The organism is Bacterioplanoides sp. SCSIO 12839 (genome assembly GCF_024397975.1).
In the GTDB taxonomy this organism is placed as follows: Bacteria; Pseudomonadota; Gammaproteobacteria; order Pseudomonadales; family Oceanobacteraceae; genus Bacterioplanoides.
Window position 1 is genome coordinate 1883496 of the sequence record NZ_CP073745.1, and the last position, 16503, is coordinate 1899998.

The 16503-nt window shown below is 48.8% G+C and carries 16 protein-coding genes; 4 read left to right on the forward strand and 12 right to left on the reverse strand.

What is annotated here, in order from left to right:
• Positions 1-49 precede the first annotated feature (49 nt).
• On the reverse strand, positions 50-508 hold the full coding sequence (locus KFF03_RS08730; RefSeq protein WP_255860712.1) for a thioesterase family protein: 459 nt from the start codon (positions 506-508) through the stop codon (positions 50-52).
• A gap of 215 nt (positions 509-723) precedes the next feature.
• On the opposite strand from KFF03_RS08730, the gene KFF03_RS08735 reads away from it, so the two are divergent.
• Positions 724-1512 carry an ABC transporter substrate-binding protein gene (locus tag KFF03_RS08735; RefSeq protein ID WP_255860713.1) on the forward strand — a complete coding sequence of 263 codons (789 nt, stop codon included), beginning with the start codon at positions 724-726 and terminating at the stop codon, positions 1510-1512.
• Between the two features lie 65 nt (positions 1513-1577).
• On the opposite strand, the gene KFF03_RS08740 is transcribed toward KFF03_RS08735, so the two are convergent.
• A complete protein-coding gene (locus KFF03_RS08740; protein WP_255860715.1) occupies positions 1578-1970 on the reverse strand; it encodes an MAPEG family protein in 393 nt (130 codons plus the stop codon).
• A gap of 533 nt (positions 1971-2503) precedes the next feature.
• On the opposite strand from KFF03_RS08740, the gene KFF03_RS08745 reads away from it, so the two are divergent.
• Positions 2504-4447, forward strand: a complete 1944-nt coding sequence (locus KFF03_RS08745; protein ID WP_255860717.1) for an AAA family ATPase — start codon at positions 2504-2506, stop codon at positions 4445-4447.
• Between the two features lie 140 nt (positions 4448-4587).
• A complete protein-coding gene (locus KFF03_RS08750; protein WP_255860719.1) occupies positions 4588-4827 on the forward strand; it encodes a DUF3297 family protein in 240 nt (79 codons plus the stop codon).
• Positions 4828-4939: 112 nt separating this feature from the next.
• Here KFF03_RS08750 and KFF03_RS08755 read toward each other — a convergent pair whose 3' ends face one another.
• The 7 genes from KFF03_RS08755 to dapE all read right to left on the reverse strand — a co-directional run bounded on the left by KFF03_RS08755 (position 4940) and on the right by dapE (position 13314).
• Positions 4940-6352 (reverse strand): coniferyl aldehyde dehydrogenase, encoded by a 1413-nt coding sequence (locus KFF03_RS08755; RefSeq protein ID WP_255860721.1) that lies wholly within the window; start codon positions 6350-6352, stop codon positions 4940-4942.
• 306 nt (positions 6353-6658) lie between these two features.
• Positions 6659-7021 (reverse strand): nucleotidyltransferase domain-containing protein, encoded by a 363-nt coding sequence (locus tag KFF03_RS08760; protein ID WP_255860722.1) that lies wholly within the window; start codon positions 7019-7021, stop codon positions 6659-6661.
• On the reverse strand, positions 7021-9975 hold the full coding sequence (locus KFF03_RS08765) for a valine--tRNA ligase (RefSeq protein WP_255860723.1): 2955 nt from the start codon (positions 9973-9975) through the stop codon (positions 7021-7023). The genes KFF03_RS08760 and KFF03_RS08765 overlap by 1 nt, the downstream gene beginning before the upstream one ends.
• Positions 9976-10096: 121 nt before the next feature.
• Positions 10097-10783 (reverse strand): hypothetical protein, encoded by a 687-nt coding sequence (locus KFF03_RS08770; RefSeq protein ID WP_255860724.1) that lies wholly within the window; start codon positions 10781-10783, stop codon positions 10097-10099.
• Entirely contained in the window at positions 10783-11247 is a 465-nt protein-coding gene (locus KFF03_RS08775; RefSeq protein WP_255860725.1) for a DNA polymerase III subunit chi, read from the reverse strand. Before KFF03_RS08775 ends, KFF03_RS08770 begins: the two co-directional genes overlap by 1 nt.
• Positions 11244-12149 (reverse strand): putative RNA methyltransferase, encoded by a 906-nt coding sequence (locus KFF03_RS08780; protein ID WP_255860726.1) that lies wholly within the window; start codon positions 12147-12149, stop codon positions 11244-11246. The genes KFF03_RS08775 and KFF03_RS08780 overlap by 4 nt, the downstream gene beginning before the upstream one ends.
• 1 nt (position 12150) lies before the next feature.
• Positions 12151-13314 (reverse strand): succinyl-diaminopimelate desuccinylase, encoded by a 1164-nt coding sequence (dapE, locus tag KFF03_RS08785; protein ID WP_255860728.1) that lies wholly within the window; start codon positions 13312-13314, stop codon positions 12151-12153.
• Positions 13315-13504: 190 nt separating this feature from the next.
• Here dapE and KFF03_RS08790 point away from each other — a divergent pair, with 190 nt between their 5' ends.
• Positions 13505-14068: a hypoxanthine-guanine phosphoribosyltransferase gene (locus tag KFF03_RS08790; protein WP_255860732.1), complete on the forward strand. Its 564-nt coding sequence runs from the start codon at positions 13505-13507 to the stop codon at positions 14066-14068.
• A gap of 149 nt (positions 14069-14217) precedes the next feature.
• Here the strand turns inward: KFF03_RS08790 and KFF03_RS08795 are convergent, their stop codons facing one another.
• The 3 genes from KFF03_RS08795 to KFF03_RS08805 are packed head-to-tail and all read right to left on the reverse strand — an operon-like array spanning position 14218 to position 16392.
• Positions 14218-15780, reverse strand: coding sequence for a PepSY domain-containing protein (locus KFF03_RS08795; RefSeq protein ID WP_255860734.1), 1563 nt, complete (start codon positions 15778-15780; stop codon positions 14218-14220).
• An 11-nt stretch (positions 15781-15791) separates the two neighbouring features.
• Positions 15792-16082, reverse strand: a complete 291-nt coding sequence (locus KFF03_RS08800) for a hypothetical protein (protein ID WP_255860736.1) — start codon at positions 16080-16082, stop codon at positions 15792-15794.
• Positions 16069-16392, reverse strand: coding sequence for a DUF3325 family protein (locus tag KFF03_RS08805; RefSeq protein ID WP_255860737.1), 324 nt, complete (start codon positions 16390-16392; stop codon positions 16069-16071). The genes KFF03_RS08800 and KFF03_RS08805 overlap by 14 nt, the downstream gene beginning before the upstream one ends.
• Between the last annotated feature and the right edge of the window lie 111 nt (positions 16393-16503).

A 16503-nucleotide genomic window follows, 5' to 3' on the forward strand; every position in this document is an offset into this window, starting at 1 on the left:
TGGTATCAACCGATGCCACTTTCACTCACGCTTTAATCAAAACTGCGTGTTAAGCGGGTTCGGCCTCAAGGGTATCGGCGTACGTCGTTTTGAAAATCTCCGGCATCCGGGCAGGGCGGCCATTCTCCAGATTGGTGCAGATGTAATCAGTTTTGGCGCGCAGGATGGTTTTCTGATCGCTTAAGCGCACCACCTGAAATACCCGGCTGGCGCGCAGCTTGCCATCGTTATTGATCAGCCAGACAAACACCACAACCTTATCGTTAAGATACGCCGACGATAAATAATCAATCTCATGGCGAACCACGGCCATGCCGCGTTTTAATTCCATACAGGCATGTTCGGTTAATCCCACGCTGCGGGTGTGCTCCCATACAGTAGCGTCCAGCCATTGCAGATACACCGCGTTATTAACGTGACCAAAGCCATCGATCTCTTGAGCCTTTACCGTAAAGCACTTACCAAAAGCGTTAGGATGTTCGGCTAATTGCAGAATGTCAGCGTCCATGATGTCTCTTATACTCAGAATAGGTGGTGCAGGAATGTAGCACGCCAACAGCAAGATTTGATTCTCTTAAAATGTAAGAAAAGGAATGACTGAGTTGAATTAAACGCAAAGCTGGCATTGAGTGTGGTGGGGTGTGACGTATGATGTATTCAAACTCTGATGCTTCGGCGCTGAGTCTGTAATGGTGGCAGGAGGGCATAACAACAATGGATTGTGTGAAACACCCCCGGCGCTGGTGGTTCAGCCTCGTCTGGTTGGTTGTGACCGGCGTTCTATTAACGCCTTATAGCCAGGCAAAGAGTTGCGACTCCGTTATTATTAACGGCTCCGATGTCTGGAAGCCGGTCTCCTATCGGCAAGAAGGCTTATTGGTCGGTATCGTTCCCGACATTCTGATTCGCACTTTAGCGCAAATGGGTCACGCGGTTGACGTTGCACCACCGCAACCCTGGAAGCGCCTGCTTGAAAGTGTTGCCAAAGGAAAAATCGATGTTGTCTCGGGTGCTTATGGCAATGCCCAACGTGCAAAAACCTACCTCTATAGTGATGTGATTTTTCAGGATGAAGTTCGGGTTTTTGTCCGTAAAGGCCGCGAATTTCCATTTCAATCGCTTGATGATCTGGTCGGCAAAGCGGGTGCGATTCCGCTGGGAGCGTCGTATGGTGAAGCGTTTGACGCGTTCGCCAAAGAGCACTTACTGCTGTTTGAACCGGGCAGCTATTCCGCCATGTTTCAGATGTTAAACCGCGGCCGTATCGATTTTATTGTGCTGGCGTACTTCGATGGCCTTGCGGAAGTTCAGCGCAGTGAGCTGTCTGATGTGATTTCGATATTGCCACAGCCGGTGGTGATCAACGATGTGTACGCACTGTTCTCAAAAACATCGCCTTGTTCGGCGGTGCTGCCTGAATTTAATCGTCGGCTGAAAGTGCTCAAAAAGAGTGGTGAATGGCAGCGAATCATTGAGACTCATATCCGTGCCGCAATTATTGAGTCGCCTTAGAGCAACAATGATTGCTGCGAAAACTAAAAAGCCGCTCACTGAGCGGCTTTTTAGTGTCGGAATATTCAGTTGAGCAACGGCGCAACCACCATGGCGCAACTGCTCACAAAGGCGATGCCCCAGCTGAGGCTTCGCATCAGATGAATATTGGCCCAATAACACACGGTGTATAACACGCGCCCAATAATAAACAGGATGCAGCAGGCATTAATCAGCGACGCGCTTGCTTCAAAATGCAGTGCGCAAAATAAACCTGCAATGAATACCGGCAGCGCTTCCAGGCTGTTCAGGTGTGCAGATAACGCACGTTTTCCTAAACCAGTGAGTTGTGCCTGCTGATCGCGTGGGTAGCGGTTGTCGTAACCGCCTTGTTGGCGATTCATGGCAATCGAAACAGGAATTTTGGTGATGATGATCGACAGGATGGCGAACAGTACAGTGAGAATTGGCAGAGTCATGTTTTGGCCTGTTAGTGAGAATGAAGCGTTATTGTGTCGTTAGTGCTGGTGTTGTTAAAGGGGGAATTAGGTGTCAGAGAAGATTGGTATGTTCCGTTACTTTGACCAGTTGTGCTTGCTTTGATGTTGGTCACTGTTTTATTGATACAAAACTTTGGTAGTATCGAGGTCAATATTGAATGAGTCTGCCAAGGTTGTACTGCTCTTGAGGTTGGAGAGGAGAGGTGGACAGGGAATAACAAGGATCTCGTGTGATGGTCACACTACTTACCTCTATTAAGCGGGTAGCCTCTATTGGGGGGCGAGCCTGTGTTCTGTATTTGATGATCTTCAAATACAGGCTAATTCCTCAATCCAAGTTAATCGTGTTTCGATGATTTATTTCCTTAGAGCAACGTAGGAAAGTAATCGGAATTACGCAATTTCGGGCGTGCTTTAGAGTGGGGGAAGGATGATCGTAACATTAAACGCTATGCGCCAAAATTAGTTTTGCCTTTCATTATCGCGAAAAGATCTCGCTAAGGAAATATTGAATGATAGTTGGAGTATTGATTAGAAGCTTTAAAGTCTATAGTGGATGGTCATATGTGCCAATTAGTCGCGGTGATAACTTTACTTCGATTATTGGTGATAATGGAGTTGGAAAAAGCTCAATCCTTGAAGCGCTTGACTTGTTTTTTAACCGACACGTCCATAATTGGAATTACAATCATACATCTTTAAAAAGTGGGTTAGATAAGTCACCACCAGAAGTTTGTCCAATCTTCCTCATCGAAAAGAGGAAGATCAATCACAGAACCAATACGTATAAGAGCCTGGAGCGTTTAAATGAGTTGCTTTGGAAATTAGATGTTCATGATTACAATCCAACATTTCATAAATTGCTCAGTCCAATGGTTTCTCATGTGAGTCACTTGAAGGAAGCAGGGTTTTCCAGCTCAAGATTTTTTTTATTCCCTTGTGGGGTAAGAAAGATTAAGGGGCAGACAGAGTTTTCAATGGCTTTTTTTGATAACTCTCCATATTGGAATGATTTGGAGGAAGACGACGGTGAAGGAAGCCAAGAAAGTTATAGTCTAAATGACGTTCTCACTGATGCGATTTCTCACGTAAGGGAAAATATAGAGTATATATACATTCCATCCGAACTGGACTATCAGCAGTATACTAAGATTGAGGGCAGTACAATTCAGGCCTTGATGGGGACGACAGTCGATAACATTATTAAGGATCTGATTGACGATGGAGTATTAAAGGGAATTAATAAAGGGTTAGATGAGTTTCTTAAGGAAATAGAGGTATATTTGAGTAAGTACCAGTATAAGAAGCCGTCTGTGTATCAGACGAGATTTAACCTATCTCACTTATCCTCAAAAATTATTGAAACATACTTTGATTCAAAAGTTCTAAATTTGAAATCTGGTTCCGCGTCAACTCCAATTTATGATTGTAGCTCAGGTGAGAAACGTCGAGCTATTATTGATTTGGCTGAGGCCTTTATACTAAAAGCAAGAAAGGATCCTAGTGGAAAAAAGGTAGTATTAGCAATTGATGAGCCTGAAGTTTCATTGCACATGTCTGCTTGTTTTGATCAGTTTTCGAAAATTGAGGGGATATCAAAAAGTGGAGTTCAGACGATTGTATCAAGCCACTGGTACGGATATTTACCATCGGTTTCTGCCGGTGGTGCAGTATATATTGCGGATTCAAAGTCTGGGAGGAGCTCTAGCTATATCGATTTAAAGAGATATAGAGAAGATATTAAAGAGCTGCGAAAATCTACTAGCGGAGCTTTGCCCTCTAATATTGAGCTAAAGACAATAAATGATACTGTTCAATCGGTAATTTCCACGATTGTCTATTCAAATATGAAGTGGATTATTTGTGAGGGAGCATCAGATAGAATATACCTTGATCATTTTTTCTCTGATCATGAAGATGTTCGAATTGTTTCTGTTGGCGGCAGTAAATACGTAAAACAGTTCTATGAATACTTGTATTTGGCTCTGGAGGATGAGCGTCAGAGTATTGTTGGTCGAGTGTTTCTTTTAGTTGATACTGATGAAAGTTTTGAAAAGTACACTGCAAAGGAGTCGATAAAACAAATAGTAATTAAGCGACTTCAGAACTACGATGACGAATATATTACGAGATTGGAAAAAACTTCAGATACTAAGAGTACTCTTCCTACAGAAATCGAAGATGTGTTAGATCCTAAGGTATTTCTAGAAACACTAAAGACTTATAGTAGTGAAAATGATGATGTGAAAAACATACTGTCAGCTCCAGAAATTACTACTGCATCAGCATCTGGTTTTGCTCTGGACTGGAGAGTGTCTGAACGAAAACAACTAGAGAAGTTCTTTTCATCCCCCCAAATTAAGTGTGAGTTTGCGGAGCGATATATATCGATATGTCAAAAAGAGCCCTTAGGGTGGGTTGAAGATATATGGGAGTTTCTTAAAGCTGGGGGTTGATTCTTGTGACCGCTATGGATGGAATTATGTAGTTAGGAGTAGTGTTTTATTTGGGTGGTCCCTTGTGTCGTAAACTGCTCCCCCCTACAATGCCACTCGTTTTTACACTATCCCATTACCTTAAACTCTAGGTTGTAACGATGAGCGACAAGCCAGCACTGCCAGACCACCTGTCTGTTAACCCTAAAAGCAAGTTCTACGCAGAAGAGTTCTTCGAGTACGACGTAGGCATCCGCCTGAACGGCAAAGAGCGCACGAACGTCGAAGAATACTGCATCAGCGAAGGCTGGATTAAAGTGTCTTCGCCTACCGCTAAGGATCGTTTTGGCAACCCAATGCTGATGAAGCTGAAGGGCGAAGTAGAAGCCTTCTACAAATAAGCATTTCGCCAAATCGCATCCCTCATAAACTTTGCTGGGGTGCAGGCAATAAAAAAACCGCGCAGCTTGTAAAAACTGCGCGGTTTTTTATTGCTCGTCAGAAGCCCGTAAACTAGATGCGGAACTTCAGCAGGGTATTAACCGCATTTTTAAACAGCGAACCGTACGGTGGCGACAGCATCAAAATGATCTTAGACGTCAGGTTGGACTGCTTGAATACCGGACGCAGTTTAGAAAACTCTTTGAAGCCTTCTTCACCATGGTAGTGGCCCATGCCGCTGTTTCCGATACCGCCAAATGGCATATCATGTTGCGCAACGTGGAACATGCAGTCGTTGATGCACACACCGCCCGACAGGGTTCTGAATAACAGGTCGTCCTGAGTGCTCTTGTTGTTCGAGAACATGTACAGAGCCAGTGGACGATCGCGCTCATTCACGTACTCAACCACTTCATTCAGTGATTTGTAGGTTTTGATCGGCAGAATCGGGCCAAAGATTTCGTCCTGCATCACAATCATATCGTCAGTTGGATTAACAACGATGTGTGGTGCAATTTTCTGACCTTCAACGTTTTGATCAGCGCCCTGAATCAGCTGGATGACATCCGCGCCTTTTTCTTTGGCGTCTGCCAGGGTCGCGGTTAAGCGATTAAACGCTGCTTCATCGATGATGGCGGTTAAATCGTCGTTGTTCACGCCGTCATAACGACCGGCAACCACTTTTTTGGCCTGCTGCACAAACTCGTCGACTTTGCCTTCCTGAATAAACAGGTAGTCTGGTGCAACACAGGTTTGGCCAGCATTGAGGAATTTGGTGAACGTGACACGCTCAGCAGCCGTGGCAACATCATAGTCAGGAGCGATAATGGTTGGCGATTTGCCGCCCAGCTCCAGTGTTACCGGAGTCAGGTTTTTCGAGGCAGCTTCCATCACCACTTTGCCGGTGGCGGCAGAGCCGGTGAATACCATGTGATCCCATGGCATGGACGAGAATTCGCGGGCCGATGTGCCCGGGATAACCGCCAGTGTTTCTTCGTCGAACGAGGCTGAAACCAGTTCATCGATCAGTCGACACAGGTTTTGCGAGTTGGCCGCCATCTTCACTATGCAGCGGTTACCTGCGGCCATGGCGCTGATCGCTGGGCTTAATGCCAGGAATAGTGGGTAGTTCCACGGGGTAACAACGCCAACCACGCCTTTTGGCTGGGGGATCAGTTTGTTGCTGGCACCAAAGAAGGTCAGGCCAACATGGCGGCTTCTGGCCTTGGACCATTTTTTAAGACGCTTCTTGGCATACGTTACCGAGCCAAGCAGTGGCATCAGCTCCAGCAGCATGGTTTCGTTAACGGAGCGGCCGCCGAAGTCTTTGTTGATGGCTTCACAGATGCGCTCTTTGTTGCTTTCCAGCAACTGGGCCAGTTTCTCAAGATTGTCTTTGCGCTCTTGAATGCTTGGGTAGGCATGTTTACGTGAAGCTTCGTATTGCTTCTTATACGTCGCCTGAAGTCTTTCTGAAGGAGTCATAGGAGATCAGCTTCTTTGATGTTATTAGAGTTTTTACTCGGTTGAGTGTACCGCGCTTTTTGTGGCAAATCGACAGCTGATACGGGAATAAATATGGGGGTGGGGCAGTTTTTGTTAAAGGGATGATAAGGGTAGGGTTTAACGGCTCAGGTAGCTCAGGCCTGCTTCAATAAATTCGCCGAGTATTTTGTAGTTCTGATTGACGATAACCGCTTCAATGCGAGTCCAGTCAAGATTCAGACAATTCTTGCAACGTTTCGAGTTGTTCTTGCGCATGCTGGTGTATGGAGGTGATATAAGCTTCGTTCATTCTTGCTGACTCCAGTATTTGAAATCTTCCCATTTTGACCAGACTCTTTGCTCAATCAGCATAGCCTGACCTTCACCAAAAAGGCGCTTTCCCTCAATGGCTTCATAAGCCAGTGGTGTAGGAGCTTCGATGATGGATATAGAGTTAACAGTGCGCTGATTTAAGTCACTCAGGGCTGAGTCAAACTCTGGAAGTTGCTGCCAGGAATTCGATGATTCCGGCAGCAGGAGGGCCAGGACAATGTCGCTTTGTTGATTGGCAGTTCCTTGGGCGAAACTGCCATAAAGCCAAGCTGCCAAAACCCCTTGCTGTTGCAAGTATGTTGATACTTGTTGAAGCAGAGGCTCTGGTAGTTGCATCAGAGCGCCTGAATTTTCTCAATTTGCTCTTTCAGCTTGGCGATGTCACGCTCGAAATCAGCGGCTTTTTCTTTCTCTTTTTCGATCACTGCAGCCGGTGCCTTGTCGGTAAAGCCCGGGTTGCCCAGCTTGTTGGTGACACGATCCAGATCTTTACCCAGCTTCTCAATCGACTTATTCAGACGCGTTACTTCGGCGTCTTTATCGATAAAGCCAGCCATTGGGATCAGAATTTCCATATCGCCAACCAACTGGGTGACCGACATTGGTTCTTCATCACCTTCGTTCAGCCAGGTCAGCTTCTCCAGCTTGGCCAGCTTCATCAGGAAGGCCTGGTTCTCTTCCGCACGACGGAAGTCATCGTCGTCGCCGTTTTTGAATAATAATTCCAGCGCTTTGCTTGGTGGAATGTTCTTCTCGCCACGCACGTTACGTACCGCAGTGATTACATCCTGCAGCCATTTTACGTCGGCTTCCGCGTCGGTATCGATCAGGGCTTCCTGAGCTTGTGGGAATTCCGCCAGCATAATGCTGTCGCCGGATTTACCCGCCAGCTCTTTAACCTGCTGCCAGATTTCTTCAGTGATAAACGGCATGATTGGGTGAGCCAGTCGTAATACCGCTTCCAGTACACGAACCAAAGTACCCAGGGTGCCACGCTTAGCTTCGATTGGCGCGTTTTCGTCCCACAGAACCGGCTTAGACAGTTCCAGGTACCAATCGCAGTATTCGTTCCAGATAAATTCGTACAGCGCAGACGCCGCCATATCGAAACGGTATTGATCAAAGTGACGACGTACTTCCTGCTCGGCAAATTGAAGGCGGGAAATAATCCAGCGATCCGCCAGAGACAGCATCGCATCTTCGCCGTTGGCGCCACACTTAGCTTTCATTTCGTCAGTGATGGCGATGGTTGTACCGTCAGCCGCCGCTTTATCAACCGCTTCTTCGCCGGCAACCGACAACATCACATAACGGGAGGCATTCCATAACTTGTTACAGAAATTACGGTAACCTTCCAGACGTTTCATATCCCAGTTGATATCACGACCGGTGGAAGCCATGGCCGCCAGGGTGAAACGCAGCGCGTCGGTACCGTGTGGGGCAATGCCTTCCGGGAATTCTTTTTTCGTGCGCTTGCCAATTTTCTCAGCCAGCTGTGGCTGCATCATATTGCCGGTGCGCTTATACATCAGGTCGTCGAGGGAAATACCATCGATCATATCCAGCGGGTCGAGTACGTTACCCTTGGATTTTGACATCTTCTGACCGACTTCGTCACGAATCAGGCCGGTTACGTAAACGGTTTTAAACGGTACCTGAGCTTTGCCATCTTCGTCTTTGCAGAAGTGCATGGTCATCATGATCATGCGTGCAACCCAGAAGAAGATAATGTCGAAACCGGTAACCAGAACGTCAGTCGGGTGGAAGTCCTGCATACGTTTCAGTACTTCGGGATCATCCAGGTTGGGCCAGCCTAAGGTGCCGAAGGTCCACAGGGCAGAGGAGAACCAGGTATCCAATACGTCGTTGTCCTGAACCAGTTCAACGTCGGCGGCCAGGCTGTTTTGTTCGCGCACTTCTTCTTCGGTACGGGCAACGTAAACATTACCTTCTTCGTCGTACCAGGCCGGGATGCGGTGACCCCACCACAGCTGACGGGAAATACACCAGTCTTGGATATCACGCATCCAGGAGAAGTACATGTTTTCGTAGTTCTTCGGCACGAACTCAATGTCGCCGTTTTCAACCGCTTCAATCGCAGGCTTAGCCATGGTTTTAGCGTCAACGTACCATTGGTCGGTCAGCATTGGCTCAATCACCACGCCGCCACGGTCGCCGTATGGAATAACCATGTCGTTTTCAACGATTTCAACCAGCAGGCCAGCTTCTTCGAAGTCGGCAACGATGGCTTTACGCGCGGCGAAACGCTCCATGCCACGGTATTTCTCAGGAATAAAACCAGACAGTTCGTTGTTCACGCTGCCGTCAGTGTTAAAGGTCTGAGCTTCGTCGCGGATATCAGCGTTAAAGGTCAGTACGTTGATCATTGGCAGCTTGCAACGTTGGCCAACTTCATAGTCATTGAAGTCGTGGGCCGGGGTGATCTTCACACAGCCGGTGCCTTTTTCCATATCGGCGTGTTCGTCGCCAACGATTGGAATGCGACGCTCAACAAACGGCAGTACCACGTCTTTGCCAATTAAGTGCTTGTAACGTGGATCTTCCGGGTTAACGGCCACGCCGGTATCACCCAGCATGGTTTCCGGACGAGTCGTCGCAACTACGATATGCGCGTGTTCGTTACCGTCTTCGTCTGTGTAGGTTAAGCCGTCGGCCAGTGGGTATTTCAGGTGCCACATCTTGCCTTTCACGTCTTTGTTTTCGACTTCAAGGTCAGAGATGGCGGTGTGTAATTTCGGGTCCCAGTTAACCAGGCGCTTACCACGGTAGATCAGGCCGTCTTTGTATAAACGAACGAAGACTTCCTGAACCGCTTTGTAGAAACCGTCGTCCATGGTGAAACGTTCGGTTTCCCAATCTACTGAGTTACCTAAGCGACGCATCTGGCGGGTAATGGTACCGCCGGATTCTTCTTTCCATTCCCAGATCTTTTTGGTGAATTCTTCACGGCCTAACGCGTGACGATCAGGCTGGCCTTCTGCTGCCAGTTTACGCTCAACCACCATTTGGGTGGCGATACCGGCGTGGTCGGTACCGACCTGCCACAGAGTTTTGTTGCCGTTCATACGCTTGTAGCGGGTGAGGGCATCCTGAATGGTGTGCTGGAACGCATGACCCATGTGCAGCGAGCCGGTGACGTTCGGCGGCGGAATCATGATGGAATATCCTTCGCCGGTCAGGTGGTCTTGGTAAGGCTTGAAGTAACCTTTCTCTTCCCACTGCTGGTACCAGTTTTGCTCTAAGGCGTTGGGTTGATACGTCTTATCCATAGTGCTCGTTTGCTACTCGTTCGTTTAATCGAATTGGTGTTGTCAAAAAATGGGCCGCATTATAACGGAACAGCCTGCAAAATGCAGGCTGTTAAAAGGAAGGGTGAATCGTCGATTGCTTCTAAAGCTTATCGTGTAATGCCTTGCGTAACCGGGCTTCAATCTCGGGCAGCATCTCTTTCACCAGTTCATCAATAACGGCGGCCTTTTCGAGTGAGCTGATGCCGTTTTCATCGGTTGAGGCGCGCTGCTTTTCATGGTCAAAGCGAAACGGCTCTTCTGGTGCATTGCTCATGATTTTGGCCATGGTCGCCTGGGCTTGCTCGGCGCTGTATTGCGCAGCCTCGCGTTCCTGAGCCAGCTTTTCCAGAATGGCCTTGGGCAAGAATGGATTGCTCGATGAAGTGGATGTCACATTGTCTTTCGGAATGGTGACTGAGCTACGGTCGAAATGCTCGGGGATCGGGGATTGGGCTTCGTTGTTGGTATTTGCCTCTGGAGCCGGATCCGGAACAGCACGCAATGCCGGGCCGCTGTTGACGCTTTTTAGTGCCGGTGCTGCATCCTGTTTTTGTACCGCAGGCACTGCAGTCAACGGTGTTGGCTGGCTGTCAGTTTGGCTTGGCAGTGTCAGGTCGGCCGTGTCATCGATACCAAACAGATCATCCAGAACCGGAATGTCAGTCATGGGGTCGAGTGTTGGTATGATTTTATCCTGGTCAACCTGATCCGTTGCTGCATCGTCAAGAACACGCTGCAGGGTTTCCAGTTCGTCTAATAAGTCGCGAGGCTTGTCAGTGGTGCTCATCAACGCAGTCTCATATCTTCGTGGGTAATTGGATAACCACGATCTTTAAGAAATTTGTAATGTTTACGAGTGTAGTCCAGTACGTCGTCATGTTGTACCACGACTTCGATAAAACGATAAAAGCGTCCAAAAAAGTCAGGCATTTTTCCACTCAGGTTGATCAGGACATCATGTTGATGGGCTGGAAAGTCCTGATGCTCCGGGTCTGTGTGCCAGTTGATGCACACCTGGCCTGGGCTATTGTCTGGGTTTGCCTGACTGCTGCCACTCAATGAATGTGGGATAAACGCTTCAGGGTGGTGACACCACAATAAATCACTCAGCTCTTTGGCCTGTTGTTCGTTATCGACCTGCAGCAGGATGTTGTTACCCTTGCGTACGGCTTTCTGGGTCAGGCGACAAGCAAACAGCCACTGGTCGGTGATGTTTTGCCCACCCAGAATATAAAAATACACCTGGGTCATGCCGATTCTCCGTTGGTATCGTCCGGCTCTTCGGACAGTACAAACTGATGCAGAACCACATCAATGCTGAGGGAAAGCTGTTCGTGTTCAAGCAGCCGTTGGCGCGCTTCGGTATTGGCCTTCCAGACATGAGGGGTCATCAGTAGCAGGTCGTGTATCTGCTGGCTGGATGTCAATTCGATGGTGTAATTAAGCGGCTGCTCGTTAACGCAGATGAAGCCATGCTGCGACATGACCTTTGTGGGGTTAAAGCAACTGTCTTTCACTTCCGGGTAGAGGATGTCGCGCATCTCGCGCAGGTGAGTTAATCCGGTGTTGATGGTGAACACGGTACCAGACGGTTTTAATACACTGCGAAACCCTTCGGGCATCAGGCGAGTGAATAAACAAGTGATGGCATCCAGTGATTGGGGTTGAAATGGTAGTGCAGCACCCGAGGCTACCAGCCATTCCGCTTGCTCACTTTTAAGGCCGGACTGCTTGCTTCGGCGAGCCGCGCTTTTGACAGCTTCTTTAGAAATATCAACACCATAGCAACGATTGTTAATGTTGTTTGATGTTAAATGATTTGCCAGTCGCTCGGTGTAATACCCTTCACCACAGCCAACATCGCACAGTTGCATGGGGCTGTTTGCGCTTGCTTGCTGAACGGCGTTGTTCAGTAAGTCTGAAATGGGTTGATATACACCGGAATCCAGCAAGCGCTGACGGGCTGCCACCATCTGGGCATCATCACCAGGTGCTTTCGAACGTTTTTTATGTGCCAGTAATAGATTGAGATACCCCTGGCGGGCACGATCAAAGCTGTGGTTGTTAGCACAGTACCAGTGTTTGTTGTCGTCACTGCTCAGTGGCGCCTGACACACCGGGCAGATCAGAAGAGAAGCTAAGCCATCAGTCATATCAATCAGCTGCTAACAGCAGTTCCAGCATGCGCTCGTAGACGGTCGTCAGGGTGTTGAGGTCATCGGCAGATACGTGTTCGTTGACCTGGTGAATCGTGGCATTAATAGGACCCAGCTCCAGCACCTGGGCGCCGGTGGGGGCAATAAAACGACCATCGGAGGTTCCGCCAGCCGTCGACAATTCAGTATCACGGCCGGTAATTTCTTTGATTGCCTGAACGCTGGCATCCACTAATGGGCCGCAGTCGGTCAGGAATGGCTGGCCGCTCAGGTTCCATTCGATGTCGTATTTCAGGCCGTGCTTATCGAGAATGGCTTCGGTACGTTGTTGCAGAATCTCAGCCGTCAGTTCGGTGGAAAAACGGAAGTTAAAAACCACTTCCAGCTCGCCCGGAATCACATTAGTGGCTCCGGTGCCTGCGTTGATGTTGGAAATCTGGAAACTGGTCGCCGGGAAGAAGTCATTGCCTTCATCCCAGTGTTCAGCTGCCAGTTCCGCCAGCGCAGGGGCCGCTGTGTGCACCGGGTTTTCTGCCAGGTGAGGGTAGGCCACGTGACCTTGCTTGCCGTGCACTTTTAATACGCAGCCAAGTGAGCCACGACGACCGTTTTTTACGGTATCGCCAACAGCGCTGGTGGATGACGGCTCACCAACAATACACATGTCGATTTTTTCGTTGCGCGCTTCCAGTGTTTCAACGACTTTTACAGTGCCGTTTTTGGCCGGACCTTCTTCATCGCTGGTAATCAGATAAGCGATGGAGCCTTTGTGGTTCGGATGTTTTTTTACAAAGTTCTCGGTGGCAACCAAAAACGCTGCCAATGAACCTTTCATATCCGCGGCGCCACGACCGTGTAACATGCCATCGATAATGGCGGGTTCAAACGGTGGGTTGTCCCAGTTTGATTCCGGGCCGGTGGGCACCACGTCTGTATGGCCAGCAAAACACACCAGCGGGCCTTCGGTGCCACGGCGTGACCAGAAATTATCAACCTCTTCAAAACGTAGTTCTTCGTTTTTGAAGCCTGCTGCAGCCAGACGCTCCATCATCAGTGCCTGACAACCTGCGTCTTCCGGAGTCACTGAGTGGCGGCGGATCAGATCAAAAGCCAGTTCCAGTGTGGGGGTTAATGACTGGTTGTTGGCTGTATCGGTTGTCATGTGAGTACCTTAATTTAAAACTGTGTAATCAGAATGGCGCATTCAGGATGGTTTTTTACAGCGCGCGATAGTATCACAGCGCGACAGTGCGCTAAATCCTGTAAATAGTCCCTGAAGCAATTGCGTCACGTTTTCGCGGTGGTAACATACGCGCCCTCTGAATTTTGATAACTCCATAGGTAGTAACACGATGAGCCAGCCACTGACTCTGGAAGAATTAAACAAGGTGATGGAAGAAGCTGATCTGCTGAAGTCCGAGCAGGAAGTTGAAGCAGCATTATCTTCAATGGCGGATGCCATTACTGATCGTTTAAAAGATTCGATGCCTGTGGTGTACGGCATTATGAATGGCGGCCTGGTAACGGCTGGTCGTTTGTTGCCTAAGCTGAACTTCCCGCTGGAGCAGGGCTATATGCACGCCACGCGTTATCGTGGTGAAACGACCGGCTCAACCGATCTGCAATGGCAGGCACCGCCGTCAATTGATATGACGGATCGCACGGTACTGATCGTGGATGATATTTTTGACGAAGGAAATACGCTGTGTGAAGTGGTCCGGTCCTGCAAACAGCAGGGTGCAAAAGAAGTAATTACTGCCGTTTTGGTTAATAAGGTGCATGACCGTAAAAATACCGATCTGTGCATCGATATCGTGGGTATGGATGTTGAAGATCGTTACGTGTTTGGTTGCGGTATGGACTATCGCGGTTACTGGCGTAATGCGCCGGGTATTTATGCGGTAAAAGGCCTGTAACGCCGTACGTTATCCAGATATAAAAAAACGCCACTGACTCACATCAGTGGCGTTTTTTTATGGCCGAATTTCAACTGTCAGAGCTTCAGTTGTCAGAGTCTCAGCTATTAGAGTCTCGGATGTCAGACTCTCAGTTGTCAGAATCGGGCTCAGGCAGTCTGTATTTCTTTTTCTTCAGCAGATTCTTCCGCTACCTTAGCCTTGCGACCAGGTTTAACTTTTGCGGCTGGTTTGGGAAGGCGCCAGCAGAAATAGCCACATACCAGAGCCATAGCGATCAGTGTCAGATGAATGCCATCGACAATTTCATTGCCACCACCCAGCCAGCGCTGGCTGATTAACGCATCGGCAACGATGACCGATAGCAGTGCAATCGCGATGGCAGCTAAGTAGCCTCTTGTGCGGGCATGCAGGTTGCTGCCGATCATGGCTGGCAGGATGGCGATAAACCAAGCGCCCCAGAAAATCGCTTCTTCGGTGTGGTGTTGTTCTTCGCCCAGATTCAGTGGCAGCAACCACTGGCTGGCCCCCAGGGTAATGCCACAGCTGACGACCAGTCCGGCACAGATACCCAATGTCAGGCGCGCCAATATATGAGGTTTGTCGTTGTTATCGATGTTAGCCTGGCCTTGTTTTTTCTTCGCCAGCCAAATCATATTGCCACTGATGATCAGTGCACACAGCGCCAGGGTTGAAATGGCGTAGAAGAACTTCAGGGCAATGTCGCCAAATAACACGTAATGGAGTGGTGTGACGGCCGCGAAAATCCGTTGGAACGGACCTTTTTCAACGCCGTCCAATTCGTGGATCTGGGCGCCGTCTTTGAGCTGAAAGGTGATGCTTTGCAGGTTGCTCAGGGCATCTTTGTGATTGCCGGAGAACTTCGCCACGCCACCTGTGTCACCATAGCCATCAACCTGAATAAAGGTGACATCCAGTTCGGGTTGAATGGTTAATGTGCGCTGGTACAGCTCATTTAACGAAACAGCAGGTGCTGCTTCACCAACAACTTCAGCAGTCGGACCCAATACGGCAACCGTCGCCTTCTCTACATCGCCATCGAATTTGGCCAGTGCCAGAATGGGGGATATCAGTCCCAAAAGGCCAAGAATGGTGCCAGTAAACGCCAGGATAAAAGAGAACGGTAGAGTCCATAAACCCAGTAGTTTGTGGTGGTCTGTCAGTAACAAACGCCAACTGCGTTTGGGGCGCAACATGACAAACTCTTTGTGCCATTTGGTGTGAATAACGATGCCAGCAATGATTGACAGCAGCATCACCATACCCGCCAGGCCAACCAAATAACGACCGAATGGGCGTGGGATGTGAAGGTCGGTGTGCAGGTGTTCAAAAATATGAGATACCTCGGAGCCACCAATGTCGATCTGTTGGTAGTTCTCCAGTTCGACATAACGGATTACCGAGTCTTCACCATCGAAGCGAGCTACCATGCCGTAACCTTTATCAGTTTCTGGTGCGACAAAGAAGGTTTTGGTACCAAACTCTTCACTGTTGGCGGCGGCCAGTAAGCGATCAAGATCAATGGTTTCAGCTGGCTTGAGACTGTTCAGCGTGGTTGATTGCCAATTCTCCAGCTCGTGAGCAAACATTGCCGGAAAGCCCGAAAAAGTGACGACAAATAACATTATGCCTGCCAGTATGCCCAGCCAGGTGTGGGCACTGTAAAACACTTTGTGTGTGCGTTGTTCCATGAATCTCTGTCTCAGCTGAATACGGTCAGTGAAAGAAGGTCGTAAAGACCAAATGCGATAAATAACCCACCTACTCTTGCCCAGGCTTTCAGGCCATTGGTCGCCAAAAGCGCCCAATAAAAAAGGCTGGCCCAGAACACAAAAAAGAAAACGCCACCGGCAAAAATTTGTTCCACCTTGTCTCCAAATGGCCAGGACAAAGTGATGGCAATGGTCAGGGTGATGGTCGTGAGGAAAGCGCCCAAAATCGCTGCGGTTATGCGGCTGGCGGTTGAGTTTAACCGGGATTTAAGCCAGTCCATGAGCGTCTCCCGTTAGTAACTCTGCCAACACTAATCCGCCGACAATCAGGCTGACCACTGTCAGAAACGGAACAACGACCGGTCGCCAGATTCTGACTTGGGTAAAAATTGCAGCCACGCCCATCAGGCTGAACAGCACGTAGAACAAGCCCTTTTCCCAGCCATACGGTGAATAAGCAAGCGCAAATGCTGCGGCCAGCAAAAAGCGACCGGCGATGCGGCGACGGCGGTCAATTTTATCGCTGCGGTGTTGGCTGACGCCGTACATCAAATGCAGTGCTGGCCAGAGCAGGAAGATGGCGATGGGCATAACGGTGAGAGACTCTGATTATCCTTTGAGGTGCGAATAGTAATGAATTGCAAATGATTATCAAGGACTATTGAGCGTAAAGAAATAAGCTTTGTATAACCTCAGTAAAGT

Bases quoted from the DNA above. Each gene is read 5' to 3' on its own strand.
- KFF03_RS08800 (WP_255860736.1), bottom strand. From the start codon at position 16,082: ATGGACTGGCTTAAATCCCGGTTAAACTCAACCGCCAGCCGCATAACC.
- KFF03_RS08760 (WP_255860722.1), bottom strand. From the start codon at position 7,021: ATGCAACTACCAGAGCCTCTGCTTCAACAAGTATCAACATACTTGCAA.
- KFF03_RS08790 (WP_255860732.1), top strand. From the start codon at position 13,505: ATGAGCCAGCCACTGACTCTGGAAGAATTAAACAAGGTGATGGAAGAA.
- KFF03_RS08730 (WP_255860712.1), bottom strand. From the start codon at position 508: ATGGACGCTGACATTCTGCAATTAGCCGAACATCCTAACGCTTTTGGT.
- KFF03_RS08795 (WP_255860734.1), bottom strand. From the start codon at position 15,780: ATGGAACAACGCACACACAAAGTGTTTTACAGTGCCCACACCTGGCTG.
- KFF03_RS08765 (WP_255860723.1), bottom strand. From the start codon at position 9,975: ATGGATAAGACGTATCAACCCAACGCCTTAGAGCAAAACTGGTACCAG.
- KFF03_RS08775 (WP_255860725.1), bottom strand. From the start codon at position 11,247: ATGACCCAGGTGTATTTTTATATTCTGGGTGGGCAAAACATCACCGAC.
- KFF03_RS08770 (WP_255860724.1), bottom strand. From the start codon at position 10,783: ATGAGCACCACTGACAAGCCTCGCGACTTATTAGACGAACTGGAAACC.
- KFF03_RS08740 (WP_255860715.1), bottom strand. From the start codon at position 1,970: ATGACTCTGCCAATTCTCACTGTACTGTTCGCCATCCTGTCGATCATC.
- KFF03_RS08755 (WP_255860721.1), bottom strand. From the start codon at position 6,352: ATGACTCCTTCAGAAAGACTTCAGGCGACGTATAAGAAGCAATACGAA.
- KFF03_RS08745 (WP_255860717.1), top strand. From the start codon at position 2,504: ATGATAGTTGGAGTATTGATTAGAAGCTTTAAAGTCTATAGTGGATGG.
- KFF03_RS08750 (WP_255860719.1), top strand. From the start codon at position 4,588: ATGAGCGACAAGCCAGCACTGCCAGACCACCTGTCTGTTAACCCTAAA.
- dapE (WP_255860728.1), bottom strand. From the start codon at position 13,314: ATGACAACCGATACAGCCAACAACCAGTCATTAACCCCCACACTGGAA.
- KFF03_RS08805 (WP_255860737.1), bottom strand. From the start codon at position 16,392: ATGCCCATCGCCATCTTCCTGCTCTGGCCAGCACTGCATTTGATGTAC.
- KFF03_RS08780 (WP_255860726.1), bottom strand. From the start codon at position 12,149: ATGACTGATGGCTTAGCTTCTCTTCTGATCTGCCCGGTGTGTCAGGCG.